Below are 13,688 nucleotides of genomic sequence, written 5' to 3' on the forward strand. Positions count from 1 at the left end.
AAAAAACGGCCGGCGGGGCAACCCGCCGGCCGTTTTTTGTATCAATGGGGCTCACCCCAACCTTCCTTTCCGGCTCTTGATGCGTCTTTCCTCTCTCCTGTTGCTGCTGTTGCTCAGCCTGCCTGCCCTGGCCCAGAGTAAGTTAAAAACCGAAGTCAGTGCCTTGTTCTACTTCCGCCAGCGGGTGGATGTGCAGCCCTTCGCCGGGAAGCCCTACCGCCTCTCGGCCCGCATGAAAGTGGAGGCCCCGGCCGGCGACAGCGCCGATGCCAACGTCTTCGTGGTGGTGTTCGACAAGAACAAGAAGTTTCTGAGCATGAGCAAGCCCGGCCAGATGCGCGCCAAGCGCCGCGACGGCCAGTGGCGCACCTTTGCCCTGGCCGGCACGCTGCCCAAAACGGCCGCCCAGCTGGTCGTCAACGCGAATGTGTACCTCAACGGCACCTTCGGCTACGACGACTTCAAGCTGGAAATCGCCACCGCCAAAGGCCAGTGGCAGGCCGTACCATTGGCCAACGGCGACTTCGAAGCCGCCCGCGCCGACAGCGCCAGCGGCTTCCCCAACGGCTGGCGGCCCTTGTACCTCAACACGGCCTTCCGCTACCGCACGGCGGCTGAGGCGGGCGGCAACCACTACCTCGAAATCATCGGCCAGGGCGCTATTGCCTACGGCCACAATCCCGCCGCCGGCCACACGGTGGCCCTCAACGGCATCAAGCTCTACTACGAGACTTACGGGCAGGGCGAGCCGCTTTTGCTGCTGCACGGCAACGGCCAGTCCATCTCGGCCTTCAATGGGCAGATTCCCGAGCTGGCTAAGCATTACCAAGTCATCGCCGTGGACACCCGCGCCCAGGGCCAATCAACCAACGGCAAGCAGACGCTCACCTACGACCTCTTTGCCGAGGACATGAGTGCCCTGCTCACGGCCCTCAACATCCCCGCCGCCCACGTCGTGGGCTGGAGCGACGGCGGCAACACCGGCCTCAGCCTGGCCCTGCACCACCCGCAGCAGGTGAAGAAGCTGGTGACGATGGGAGCCAACCTCTGGGCCGACACCCTGGCCGTGACCGCCGCCACCCTCAAGGAAGTGCACAAGGGCAAGACCCTGACCACCTGGCTCTACCCCCTCAGCCCGCGTATGCGCCAGATGCGCCCGCTCATGGTGCTGCTCCTCGACTACCCCCGCATGAAGGCCACGGACCTGGCCGGCATCACGGCGCCCACGCTGGTGCTGGCCGGCGAGCACGACCTGATTCAGGATGCCCACACCCGGCTTATTGCCAGCAGCCTGCCGCACGGGCAGGTGCACATCTTCCCCGGGCTGACGCACTACGCCCCGCGCGAAGACCCCGCCATGTTCAACGCGGCGGTGCTGGCGTTTCTGGGGCGGCCGTAGGGGCGGGCTACCGGCAACGAAGAAGGGCAAGCCATGTGGCTCGCCCTTCTTCGTTTTAACCTTGGGGAAGTCTACTCCACCGTCAGGCGCAGGGCCGTGTTACCAGCGCGCACTACGTACACGCCCGCAGGCAGCCCGGCCGGCAACGCCAGCGTGGCCATTCCGGCGGCATCGGCCTTGGCCGAAGTCATCTGGCGGCCTAGCGCGTCGAACACCGTGGCCACCGTGCCAGGCACCGCGCCCGTGAGCGTGGCTCCTGTCTTGGCGGGGTTGGGGAACAGGGCCAGGATGGCCTTGGCGCCGGTTAGGGTAGTGCTCGGTAGGGCCACCGTGCGCACGGGCGAGTAGCTGAAGGTGCCGTCCAGGTCCACCTGCTTCAAGCGGTAGTAAAGAGTGACTGAGCGGCTGAGTGGCTGAGTGTCCAGCAATTCGTAAGCCTGTGGGGTGTTGCTGCTACCGGCCGCCGCCACTGTACCAATGCGGGCAAACGTGTGGTCATCGAGGCTGCGCTCCACCTCGAAGCGGGCGCTGTTCTTCTCCGAGGCCGTGGCCCAGGCCAGGCGCACGGCAGCCGGGCCAGCAGGCGCGGCCGTGAAGGCGGTGAGCTCGACCGGCAGGGGTGCTGCGAGGGCGGCCCCGTAGTAGGCGATGTTGTTGGCGGCCAGGCCGCCCGCCGTGGCGAAGGAACCTCCCACGTACAAGTTCCTGCCATTGATGGCAAAGGCGTAGACGCTGCCATTACTATCGATGCCATTGGCCGCGCCCGTGCCCAGGCTGGTCCAGGCCGTGCCATCCCACTTGGCTACGTGGTTGGCGGGGTTGCCGCCGGCCGTGGTAAACTGCCCGCCCACGTACAGGTCGGTGCCATCGAGCAGGAGGGCCGATGCGCCATTGCCCAGGCCGCTGCCCAAGGCACTCCAGGCGGAGCCATCCCACTTGGCCACGTTGTTGGCCGGCGTGCCGCCGGCGGTGGTGAAGTAGCCGGCCGCATACAGGGTGCTGCCGCTCAGGGCCAGCGCCGAGACGCTGCCGCTGATGCCGCTGCCGAGTGCGCTCCAGGTGGCGCCGTCCCATTTGGCCAGCTTCGCAATGGAACTGTTGCCGCCGGCCGAGGTAAAGTCGCCCGCCACGTATACGTCGGTGCCGCTCACGACCATGGACGACACGCCGGAGTCGTACATGCCCACACTGAGGCCGGTGCCCAGCGCACTCCAGGTGCTCCCGTTCCACACGGCAATGTTGTTGGCCGGTGTGCCACTTACGTTGTTGAATTTGCCGGCCACATAGAGTAGGCCGTTGCTTATGGTCATGGCCCTGGCCCCGATGCTGTACCCGGAGCCGCTGAGGCCGCTGCCCAGGGCGCTCCAGGCCGTGCCGTCCCACTTGGCAATGCGGTTGGCGGAGATGCTGCCGGCCATGTAAAAATAGCCGCCCACGTACAGGTCCGTCCCGTTTGGGGCGAGGGCCAGGGCACTCACGCTGCTCACGCCCGCGCCCAGCGCGCTCCAGGTGCTGCCGTTCCACTTGGCTATGCCGTTGGCCGCCACGCCGGCCACGCTGGTAAAGGAGCCCGCGATGTACATGCTGGTCCCGTTCACCAAGATGCTGTTGACCGAAACACTCGAGTACTGCGGACCGGTGACCCCGGGCGCCGTGCCGGTGCCCAGGGGGCTCCAGGTGCTGCCGCTCCATTGGGCCACGTGGGTGGCGGTGTTGCCGCCCGCCGCGGCGAACCGGCCGCCCGCGTAGACGGTGGTGCCGCTTACGGCCAAGCCCGAGATGCCGCTGTCAGTGCCATTGGCCGCGCCGGTGCCCAGGGGGCTCCAGGCGGAGCCGTTCCACTGCGCGATGCGGTTGGCGGGGGCGCCGTCGGCGTTGGTGAACTGGCCGGCGGCGTACACCGTCGAGCCGCTCACGGCAATGGCCTCGACCAGGTTGTCCATGCCGCCGCCCAGCGCGCTCCAGGCGGAGCCGTCCCACTGCGCGACGTATCTGGCGGAGACGCCGCCGGCCGTGGTGAACGCACCGGCCGCATACACCGTCGAGCCGCTCACGGCCACCGACTTTACGTAGTCACCCAGGCCGCTGCCCAAGGCACTCCAGTCGGTGCCGTCCCACTTGGCAATGCGGTTGGCGGCAACGCCGCCGGCGGTGGTGAAGTAGCCGCCCGCGTACACCGTCGAGCCGCTCACGGCCAGGGAGTAGATGTTACTATTCATGCCCGTGCCCATGGGGCTCCAGGTGCTGCCATCCCAGTGGGCCACGTTGGTAGCGGCCATGCCACCAGCCTTATCAAAGCTGCCGCCGATGTAGACGTCGGTGCCATTGGCGCTCAGGGCCAGGGCCAGCACACTGCCGGGCGTGCCGTACTGGGTGAGCGCGCCCGTGCCCAGGGCACTCCAGGCGGTGCCATCCCACCGGGCCACAGAATTGGCGGTGATGCCGCCGGCCGTGCTGAAGCTGCCGGCCGCGTACACGGTCGTCCCGCTCACGGCAAGGGCGTTGACGCTGCCACTGGTGCCGTTGGCCGCGCCCGTGCCCACGCTGCTCCAGGTGGTGCCATTCCACTGGGCAATGTTGTTGGCGGCCACGCCGCCGGCCGCGGTGAAGCTACCGCCCACGTACACGTTGGGTCCGCTGATGGCCACCGTATAGATGTCGCCGCCCACGCCGTTCTGCGTGCCGGCCGGGCTGCCGCCCACCACATTCCAGGCATCGCCGGCAGTCGTGCGCTGTAGCACGGGCTGGCCGCCCTTGCCGTAGCTGAGCTGGTAGCCCGCAGCATTGAACGCGCCCTGCGTGCCGGGCCGCACCGTGCCGTCGGGGTTGAGGGCGGTGCCCACCGAGGGGCCCGCGCCGGCCGCCGGGGCTTGGGCGCGGGCGGCGCGGCCGGCCAGCAGCAGCGCCAGCAAGGCCAGCAGCAGGAGCAGGCCGGAGCCCGTCAGGGCGCGGCGCAGGGCGTGGGCCGCACGGGCCGCCGGGGAGTCAATCGGAATAAAGAAACGCATACGCTACGCAGGAGAAATGAAAAAAACCGCCCCCATCCCCTTCGGAACGACGGCCAATAAATTCGTTGAGAACCAATAATCCCACAAAGGTCCGGTCTATACCAACACGGCGGTATCGCATGAACATGCGATATTGATGCCCGGGCCGAACGCCAAAACCGCCGCCGCCCCCAGTGGGACAGCGGCGGCTGAAACAGGCGGCAGCGGCGCTACTCTGCCTTAACCTTATTGCACGATGCGGCTCAGCACATCCGTAAACGGTTGCTGGTCGGTGTCGCCGCCCACGGCGGCCACCTTGCAGTACACGCGGTCGCCCGATTTGCAGGCCGTAAGCAAAGCGTCGCCCTCGCGCACCACCACCACGTACCACTCAATGTCGGGCTCGGTGGGGTCGAGGGTGTAGAGGTACTTGAGGGCTACGGCGTGGGGCGGTCGCTTGGCCTTGGCGCAGAGCGTGCCGGGCTGGGGGCCATCCACGAGCTGGAACTTGAGCGGCACCTCCAGGGTGGTGTGGCGCTCGCGCTCCTTGGTGAGCATGAGGCCGGTGGAGAGCAGGGCGGCCTCGTCGTCGGCGTACAGGGCGTTGGCCATCTGGGCCACGGCGCCGAGGGCGGCGTTGAGGGTGACGCGGAGCTGGGCCAGCTCGGCCGTTTGGGTGGGGGTGGGGTGCAGGATGCTGGCCGCCGCCGAGTAGGGCGTGAGGGCCGCCAGCAGGGCATCGGTCTGGGTCTTGGCCTTGGGGTAGCGGGCGTTGCCCACCGTGTTGGTGAGGCAGTTCTGGGCCAGCGGCCCAATCTCCATCTTGGCAACGTTATCGAAATTGGTAATCAGCTTTCGGGAATTCATGGGAAAAGGATTGTAGACAAAAAACCTGGAAACAGCTGGCCCGCAGGCCCCGACGCACCCGGGTTCTTCGTCGCCACACGGCCCCCCGCCGGCCGGCCCCGGCCCGCGCCCGGCGGTCCACGCCATGCCAGACGCATCGGACGCGCCGTCCTAAACGTCCGACGGCGCGTTGGACGTTTAGGACGGCGGGTCGGACGTATCGGATGGGCCGTCCTAAACGTCCAACGGCGCGTCGGACGTTTAGGACGGCGCGTTGGACGAATCGGACGGGCCGTCCTAAACGTCCGACGGCGTAACTGACGCATCGGACGGCGCGTCCTAAACGTCGGTTACGCCGTTCAATGCGTGGAAAACCCCAGTGGATGCGTGGAAAAGGCCGGCGGCCCGCCTGCCCGGCCGGGAGGCGGTTTCCCGCGCCGGAGCCGCCGCCCAGCCCAGCGCCCAACAGGGCGCGCACGCAACGAATACGGCGGGGCAAAGGCAACATGGCGCGGGTAGAGCAGACCAGGACAAGGCCCTGAGCACCACCGCCCCGGCCAGCGCCGAGGCCCGGCACGCCAGGACAACGCACCAAATATAAGTGCCGCCATTGCCCCCGCAAACGTTTGGGAAAAATAAATTGGCCGGGGCGGCTGACTGGCAGCACCATAGCGCCAACGGCTAGGTTTGCGACCCCGGGCCGGCTCCGGCCCGGGGAGGGCCGGGGAAGGCCGGCAGCGGGCCAGCGGCTGGCCCCGGCCCGCAGGGGCCCGGCTACCCCACCGCCGTCGGCAGGGCCACGCCGTAGAGGGCGGCCACGGCGGCATCGACGGCCGCTTCGGACGTGGTGGTGTCGGCGGCGGGGTCGGAGGCTTTGGCGTCCAGAATCTGCTGCACCAGCGCGGCAATGGCCGCTTGCTCGGCGGGCGTGGCGGCGGGGATGGGAAGCTGCTCGACGTATTGCTTGAAAAAGCGCAAGTACCCGCCGCGAATCGAAGCCGATAGGCTACGGAAGTACACGTCTATCAAGCTAGAGTTGAGGACACCCAATAGAAACAAGTCATCTATGGGCAGGAAGTAGCCGGTATTAGCTAAACAGGCACCGCTTACATCAAGCGTGAAAGACAGGATGGGCGCAATGTCAGGGAAGCAAATCTTGGGCTTCTCAAATTCCTGCCAATACTCGATGCTGTCTTGCACCTCGTACCATTTGTAAGTACCGGGTTTTCGCCCCGGCCATTCGGCAGCGGCTTTGTCACTGAGATGCTTCGGACGCGGCTCAAGCTGCTTCCGAAATTGCTCAAGATGGGCCATTACTGCCGGGTACTTCTCAGGGTCGATGCCCCGGCGCATGAACAACAGATATTTAGAAGCCTTGGGTTGTTGATACCGCTTTACGTCGCGTCCACCTAAAAACGGCTTTATAACTTCCTCAGAATTGGGGTCTGTATCAATCAAAGCCTTCCGAGTATTGGCATCGATAACAAAGGCTTCATTGTAGCCAGTCAGTATGCCACGATACATTTTCACGTCTATGTATTGCCCAAGCGGCATACCTGCTGCACTAAGTTTGTCTAACTCTTCCTGTGCTTCAGCATCGGCTAAGTTCCATCCATCAGCCCTCAAAGAGGATTGCGGAACGGCGCGGGCTACACTTATAACAGAGGCGGCAAAGTCAGGCAGCAGCTTCGGCAACGCAGCAGCGCGGAAGGTGCTTTCCGCAGCGGGCGCGCCCTGGCGCAGGGCCACGATGGCGGGGTAGGTGGTGGCTTCGGGGAACACGGGCAAGTCGCCGAAGTCCACGAACTCCAACAGGGTTTGGGTACTGGCCAGCCAGCCGCGTAGCGCGGCCCCGTAGCCGGCCCGCAGCCACTTGTTGGGCACGATGTAGGACAGCTCGCCGCCGGGGGCCAGCAGCTCGGCCCCGAGTTGCAGGAAGTACACGTAGAGGTCGGCCGTGCCGGCAAAGACGTGGCCGAAGCGCTGCTTGAGGTGGGGCTTGAGGGCGGTGAAGGCTTCCTGCCGGATGTAGGGCGGGTTGCCCATCACCACATCGAAGCCGCGAAAGGCCCCCGCGTCGTCGAGCACCTCCGGAAACTCGAAGCGCCACTCGAAGGCCTCCCGAAAGAGGGCGCCCTGCTCGTGGGCCTGGATTTCGGCGTCGAGCTTGTCGGCCAGCAGCTCCAGGCGGCGCATTTCGAAGGTGCGGGCCTCCTGCTCCTTCGGGCTGCCGGCGAAGAGCGTGCCCTGGGTTTCGAGGACCAGCCGCTGGTTGCGGTACTTGCGCAGGTCCACCCGCTTCTTGTCCTTGAGGTGCAGCACGGCCGTGAACTGCTCCTTGATTTGCTGAAAGAACCCCAGCAGCTTGTTCTTGTCGTCGCGCCCCCGGCTGCCGAAGTATTCGTGGGCGGCCTCCTTGTACTTCTTCAGCGTGAAGCCGCCCTTTTTAAACACTTCGGACAGGTCCACGTCGAGCGCAAAGCGGGCCAGCAGCGAGTTGCCGGGCTTCACGTTCAGGTCGAGGTTGGGCAGGGTTTCCAGCTCCCGGAAGTCGGTTTCGGGCTTGTAGTAGGCGTGTTTCAGCAGCTCAATCCACAGGCGCAGCCGGCAGATGCGGACGGAGTTGGGGTTAAGGTCGACCCCGAACAGGGCGTGCTCCATCAGGGCGCGCTTCTCGCGGAACAGGGCTTTTTGCAGGCGGGTGCGCTCGGGGCCCACGGTGCGCAGCCCCGTGGCCGCGTCGAAGGCCGCCACCCGGTAGGGGGCGGGCAGGCCGTCGGCATCGGTCACCAGCAGCTCGTCGTGCTCCACCTCCAGGCGGTAGGGCAGGCGCGCGCCCTCCTCATCCAGCAGCAGGCCGAGGCGCGATTTCAGGGCCAGCAGCTCGTTGAGGGCACTCACCAGGAAGTGGCCCGAGCCCACGGCCGGGTCCAGCACGGTGAGGGTGTTGAAGTGGGCGGCGTAGGCGGCGCGGCGGGCGCGGTTGGCGGGCACCAGGGCATCCTGCAAGTCGTCCAGGGTTTCGCAGGCGGCCAGCTCGGGCCAGGCGGGGGCCTGGGCGAAGTGGCGCAGCACGGCGCGGCCCAGGGTCTGGCGGGCCATGTACATGGTCACGAAGCCGGGGGTGTAGAACGAGCCGTCGCGGTAGCCGTTTATCTTCTCGAACACCAGCCCCAGCACGGCGGCCGAGAGTAGCGGCCGGGGCGCGGGGGCGGCCGGTGCGGCGGGGGCATCGGGCGCGGCGGCGGCGGGTGCGTGGCTGGTGGTGGGGTCGGTGGCGAAGTCGTAGGCGTCGAGGAAGTGCAGCAGGTAGGGCAGCGCGGCCCACTGGGGGGCGGCGCTGGTGTGGGCCTTGGCGGGGGGCACGGCCGGGGCACCGGCCTTGCGCAGCACCGAGCCGGGGTAGGGGGCCAGCCCCAGCCCATCGCGCAGGCCGCTGATGTCGAAAGTGTAGCCTTCCAGCTGGCTGGGCTCGAAGAGGGAAGAGTTGAGGTAGGGCACCTCGGGGAAGGCGGCGCGCACGTCGGGGCTGCGGTCGGCGGGGGCGCGGTTCAGCACCTCGAAGAACAGGGTAAGCACCTCGTCGTAGTCGGTGAGCTTGGCCGGGTGCAGGAAGCGAAAGTGGGCGGCATCGGCGGGGGCGTGGTAGCGCACCAGCTGCCCCTCCAGCAGCTTGAGGAACAGCAGGCGGTTGACCCACATGAGGCACAGGGCCAGGGCCACTTCCTCCAACTGGGCTTCCAGGGTGTCGCCGTAGGGGGCGCGCTCGGCCAGCGGCATGTTGTTGAGGCCGTGGCCGGTGTGCAGCTTGCGCAGCGTGTTTTCGAGCAGGGAGCCGGGCTGGCGCTCGGCCTCGGGGCAGCGGCCAATGCGGCGCAGGCCGCCCTGCTTGTCCTCTTTCAGCCCCATCAAGTACAGCAATTCGTTGTAGAACTCCTGGTTGAGGGTGTTGGGGTCGCGCCGCCCGGTGAGGGGCTCCTTGAGCAGGTAGGCGGGGTGGAAGAGGCGGTAGAGAGCCAGCAGGTCGGCGGCCTTGGTGGGCAGGCCGGGGCGCAGGTCCACGTAGGCCACGCGCAGCTCGCCCTCCAGCGCGGCCAGCTTCTTGCCGGCAATGCTCTTGTAGAAGAAGCTGGTGTCGGTATCGGCCTTGGCCCCCGCCTTCCAGTCGCGGAAGGCCTTCACAAAGCCCTTGTCTTTCCAGAACAAGCGGTTGAAGTCGACGGCATCGAACACGTACCACTCGTAGCCCGTGGTGACGATGAGGCGGCGGAAGTCGTCGGCCTGCTCGTCGGTGCGGTCCTCCAGGTAGTAGAGCAGCAATTGCTGGAAGGCCTTGCGGTTGAGGTCGTCGGGGGCCAGCATCTCGCCGGGGTTCTTGGGCCCCTTCACTTCCAGCACCACCGCCACCGGCGAGTCGGCCGTGTCGCCGAGGTGCAGCACGAGGTCGCGCTTGTTGTGCACGTTGCCGTAGCGGGAGCCGCCGTCCTCCGGCCGGGTCACGAGGCGCAGGAAGTCGAGAATGTGGGTTTCCCCGTGGCGCTCAATCTTGGTCGGGTCGAGGTGCCGGAGCATCTCGGCCAGGTGGGCCCGGAATTCGCCCAGCTGCTCGGCGGAAGGGCGCAGGCGGCGCAGGGCGGCCGTGGCCGCGTCGGGGGAAAGAAGACTGGGTAGAAGCATGGGAGCAAATGTAGGCGCGGGCCGCTTGCAAGCCCACCGTAGGGGCGGGGCTTGCCCCCGCCCGCCGTTGAACGACCTCCCAGCAAGCCAAACTGCGTGCCCGGCGGGCGGGGGCAAGCCCCGCCCCTACTCTACCACGAGGCGCAGCGCCTGCTCCCCGGCCCGCACCACGTACAGCCCGGGGGGCAGGCCCGTTGCATCCAGCGTGGCCGTGCCGGCGCGGGCGGGCACCACGCGCACCACGCGGCCCAGTGGGTCCAGCAGCTCGGCCGAGGTGGCGGCGGGGGGCAGGGCCAGGGCCACGCGGCCGGTGGCGGGGTTGGGGGCGGCCGTGAGGGCGGCGGGGGCCGTGGCCGGCGCGGTGGCCAGCGGGCCGGTGCCGCCGTTGAGGCGCACGGTGAGCTCCGGCGTGCCACTGGCACTCGTCAGCGCGTCGAGGTCGCCGTCGCGGTCCAGGTCGGCCAGCAGGATATTCGCCGAAGTCACACCGGGGCCACTGCCGCCGATGCTGGTAAAGCTGCCGCCTCCATCGTTGGCCCAGGCATACAGGCCCACGCTGCCGGCCACGGTCACGGCCAGGTCGAGGTCGCCGTCGTGGTCGAGGTCGCCCAGGGCCAGGCTAAGTGGGCGGGCGGGGGGGACGACGGTGCGCGGGGTGTTGAAGCTCCCGGTCCGGTCATTCAGGCTGATGACCACCAGGTTGCTGCTCCCGCCCGCCGTGGCCACGTCGAGGTAGCCATTGCCGTCGAGGTCGCCCAGCGTCAGGTCGGTGGGCGTCAGGCCGGCCGACCCGCCCGTGGTGCGGCTAAAGCTCGCCGGGCCATCATTGAAGCTGACGAAAAAGGCGTTGCCGCTGGGCAGCAGCGCCGCCAGGTCCAGGTCGCCGTCGTTGTCCATGTCGCCGAGGGCCACCCCGGTGGGTTGGCTGGCGCAGGGCAGCGTGGTGCCGGGGCTGAAGCTGCCGGCCCCGTTGTTCAGCAGGCACTGGATAAGGTTGGCGCTGCTGGCCGCCACCACCAGGTCCAGGTCGCCGTCGCCGTCGAGGTCGCCCACGGCCAGGGCACTGGGGCCGCTGGCGGTGGGCACCTCCTGGGTCCCGCTAAACGTGCCGGCCCCGTTGTTCAGGCGCACGCTCACCGTGCCGGCCAGCCGGTTGGCCACCAGCAGGTCGAGGTCGCCATCGCCGTCGAGGTCGGCCAGGGCCAGGGCCCGGGGTTCCTGGTCGACGGCGATGCTGACCGGGGGGGCGTAGCTGCCCGCCCCCTGGCCGAGCTGCAGGGCCACGGTGTTGCCAAAGGTGGGAGCCGCCAGCAGGTCGAGGTTGCCATCCCCGTTCACATCGCCCACGGCCAGCGCTACCACCGGGGTCGGTTGCGGCACCACCACCGAGCTGCCGAATACGCCCGTGCCGGTGCCCCCGGTAGCCGCCACAAACTGCCCCACGCGGGGGGCGGCCAGCGGCCCGCCCCCCGCGGCGACGGCCGTGGTGAGGGAGTACTGCACGGTTTCGCCGGGCCGGTAGTCGTAGGCCGAGGGGGCCAGCGTGAGGGTGTTGCCGGCCACCGTGGCCGTGCCCCCGCCGCGCAAGCCCCCGCGCTGGCTGCTAAACACCTTGAGCCCCGCCGCCGAGCCAGCAGTGAGCGGCTGGCTGAAGGTGGCCACCACGGCACCGTTGCGCGGCACGCTGCGGGCGTTGGCCGCCGGGCTGATGGTGGTGAGGGTGGGCACCTGGGCCTGGGCCGGCCGCAGGGGGGCCAGCAGCAGCAGCCCACCGGCAGCACCCAAAAGCAAAAAGTGCCGGTTCGACATAGCGGTAATGAAAATGAAAAAGGAAAGGCCCATACGGCCGCGGCGGAAACGGGCCGCTAATTGACAAAGTTATGCGCCGGCCGGGGCCGCCACGGCCAGCAGCGCGGCATCCGCCGGCCCCCGCAGCGCCACTCCATACAGGGCGGCCCCGACGGCTTCGGCGGGGTAGTGGCTGGCGGCGGCGGCCTACTCTACCAGCAGGCGGCCCGATGCCGTGCCGGCGCGCACCACGTACACGCCACTGGCCAGGCTGGCGGGCAGCACCAGGGCGGCCGTGCCGGTGGCATCGGCGGTGGCCGTGAGCACCGGGCGGCCCAGCGCATCGAGCACCGTGACCCGCGTGCCGGGCGCGGTGCCCGTGAGGATGGCCGTGCCGTGGGCAGGGTTGGGGAAGAAGCCCAGGGCGGGCGAGGGGCTGCCGGCCCCCGCCGCCAACGGGCCGGTGCCGCCGTTGAGGCACACCCCGGCCGTGTTGTTGTAGCGGGCCACCACTAGGTCCAAGTCGCCGTCGGCATCCATGTCGCCCAGCGCCAGGCTGGCGGGCGAAGTGCCCACGGCCACCCGCAGCGTGCCCGTGAAGGTGCCCGTGCCGTTGTTGGCCCGCACGCTCACGCTGGCGTTCTGGGCATCGGCTACCAGCAGGTCGGCGTCGCCGTCGGCATCGACATCGCCAAAGGCCAGGGAGTAGGAGCCGGGATTGGTCGAGGTGGGGCTGACGGTTACCTCCTGGGTGCCCGAGAACGCGCCGGTGCCGTCGTTTACGCGCACGCTGGCGGTCGGGCTTTCGGAGTTGGCGGCGGCCAGGTCGAGGTCGCCGTCGCCGTCGATGTCGGCCAGGGCCACGGCGTAGGGGCGGGTGCCCACGGCCACGCGGCCAGTGCCGGCAAAGAGGCCGTTGCCCGCGTTGAGGCGCACCTCCACGCTGCCGGCCGCGCTGTTGTTGGCGGTAACCAGGTCGAGGTCGCCGTCGTTGTCGAGGTCGCCCAGCGCCAGGCCCTGGCTGCCCAGGTCCACAAACACGTTGGTGCCGCCGGCAAATACGCCGGTGCCATCGTTCAGGCGAATGCTCACCACGCCGTTGTTGCCGCCGCACACCACCAGCAGGTCCAGGTCGCCGTCGCCGTCCACGTCGCCCAGGGCCGCCGCGCCGGGAAAGTTGTTGTAGCTCACGCCCACCGGTACCTCCTGCGTGCCGCTAAACTGGCCGAGGCCGTCGTTCAGCCGCACGCTGGCGGTGGCCCCGTAAAAGTTGGCCGTAACGAAATCGAGGTCGCCGTCGCCGTCCACGTCACCCAGCACCACGTTGTTCACGCCCCGGCCCACGGGTAGGTTCTGGGTGCCGCTAAAGCTGCCCGCGCCGTTGTTCAGGCGCACGCTCACGGTGCTGGGGCCAACGGTGAAGTAGTCGGCATTGGCCGTGACCAGGTCCAGGTCGCCGTCGCCGTCCAGGTCGCCCACGGCCACCCCCTGCGGGTTGGGGCCCACGCCCACGCTGTTGCTCACGCCAAAGCTGCCCCGGCCCGTGCCGCCCACCGCCGTGGTGAGTTGCGCCACCCGGGCCCGGGCCAGGGCCGTGCCCGCCGTGGCGGCCGTGGTCACGGTGTACTGCACCGTCTCGCCGGGCCGGAAATCATAGGGCCGGGGGCTGAACAGCAGCATGTTGCTGCTCACCGTAGCGGGCGTTGCGCCCGTGCGCCGCCCGCCCCGCTGGCTGCTGAACACCTGGAGCGCCGCCGCCGAGCCCGGGCTGAGCGGCTGGTTGAACGAAACGGTGAGGGGCCCCGAGCGCGGGGCCGCTACGGCATTAGCCGCCGGGCTGATGCCCGTGAAAACGAGGGCCTGAGCCCCGGCCGTACCGGCCATCAGCAACAAGGCCCCAAGGCCGAAAGCCCGGCGGGCAAAAGGGTAGTAAGGCATCATGTAGCTACGCAAGGAAAGGAGGGATGCTGGCCGCCGCGCCGCCAAGGCCC

General features: G+C 68.4%; 6 protein-coding genes. 1 reads left to right on the plus strand and 5 read right to left on the minus strand.

Annotated features, from left to right (window positions below; all coding sequences use genetic code 11):
* The first annotated feature begins 79 nt into the window (after positions 1 to 79).
* A complete protein-coding gene (locus tag AAFH49_RS13305) occupies positions 80 to 1,399 on the plus strand; it encodes an alpha/beta fold hydrolase (protein WP_342298839.1) in 1,320 nt (439 codons plus the stop codon).
* Positions 1,400 to 1,470: 71 nt separating this feature from the next.
* On the opposite strand, the gene AAFH49_RS13310 is transcribed toward AAFH49_RS13305, so the two are convergent.
* The 5 genes from AAFH49_RS13310 to AAFH49_RS13330 form a co-directional block, all read right to left on the minus strand.
* Positions 1,471 to 4,407 (minus strand): hypothetical protein, encoded by a 2,937-nt coding sequence (locus AAFH49_RS13310; protein WP_342298841.1) that lies wholly within the window; start codon positions 4,405 to 4,407, stop codon positions 1,471 to 1,473.
* 225 nt (positions 4,408 to 4,632) lie between these two features.
* Positions 4,633 to 5,253 carry a hypothetical protein gene (locus tag AAFH49_RS13315; RefSeq protein WP_342298843.1) on the minus strand — a complete coding sequence of 207 codons (621 nt, stop codon included), beginning with the start codon at positions 5,251 to 5,253 and terminating at the stop codon, positions 4,633 to 4,635.
* A gap of 753 nt (positions 5,254 to 6,006) precedes the next feature.
* Positions 6,007 to 9,909, minus strand: coding sequence for a type IIG restriction enzyme/methyltransferase (locus AAFH49_RS13320; protein ID WP_342298845.1), 3,903 nt, complete (start codon positions 9,907 to 9,909; stop codon positions 6,007 to 6,009).
* A gap of 126 nt (positions 9,910 to 10,035) precedes the next feature.
* Positions 10,036 to 11,718, minus strand: coding sequence for an FG-GAP-like repeat-containing protein (locus AAFH49_RS13325; protein WP_342298846.1), 1,683 nt, complete (start codon positions 11,716 to 11,718; stop codon positions 10,036 to 10,038).
* Positions 11,719 to 11,904: 186 nt separating this feature from the next.
* Positions 11,905 to 13,638, minus strand: coding sequence for a T9SS type A sorting domain-containing protein (locus AAFH49_RS13330; protein WP_342298847.1), 1,734 nt, complete (start codon positions 13,636 to 13,638; stop codon positions 11,905 to 11,907).
* Between the last annotated feature and the right edge of the window lie 50 nt (positions 13,639 to 13,688).

The sequence above is a fragment of the Hymenobacter segetis genome, from assembly GCF_038448715.1.
GTDB lineage: Bacteria > Bacteroidota > Bacteroidia > Cytophagales > Hymenobacteraceae > Hymenobacter > Hymenobacter segetis.

What these genes read in the sequence shown, in the direction of transcription:
- AAFH49_RS13315 (WP_342298843.1), bottom strand. Translation starts at nt 5,253, where the DNA reads ATGAATTCCCGAAAGCTGATTACCAATTTCGATAACGTTGCCAAGATG.
- AAFH49_RS13320 (WP_342298845.1), bottom strand. Translation starts at nt 9,909, where the DNA reads ATGCTTCTACCCAGTCTTCTTTCCCCCGACGCGGCCACGGCCGCCCTG.
- AAFH49_RS13310 (WP_342298841.1), bottom strand. Translation starts at nt 4,407, where the DNA reads ATGCGTTTCTTTATTCCGATTGACTCCCCGGCGGCCCGTGCGGCCCAC.
- AAFH49_RS13325 (WP_342298846.1), bottom strand. Translation starts at nt 11,718, where the DNA reads ATGTCGAACCGGCACTTTTTGCTTTTGGGTGCTGCCGGTGGGCTGCTG.
- AAFH49_RS13305 (WP_342298839.1), top strand. Translation starts at nt 80, where the DNA reads ATGCGTCTTTCCTCTCTCCTGTTGCTGCTGTTGCTCAGCCTGCCTGCC.
- AAFH49_RS13330 (WP_342298847.1), bottom strand. Translation starts at nt 13,638, where the DNA reads ATGATGCCTTACTACCCTTTTGCCCGCCGGGCTTTCGGCCTTGGGGCC.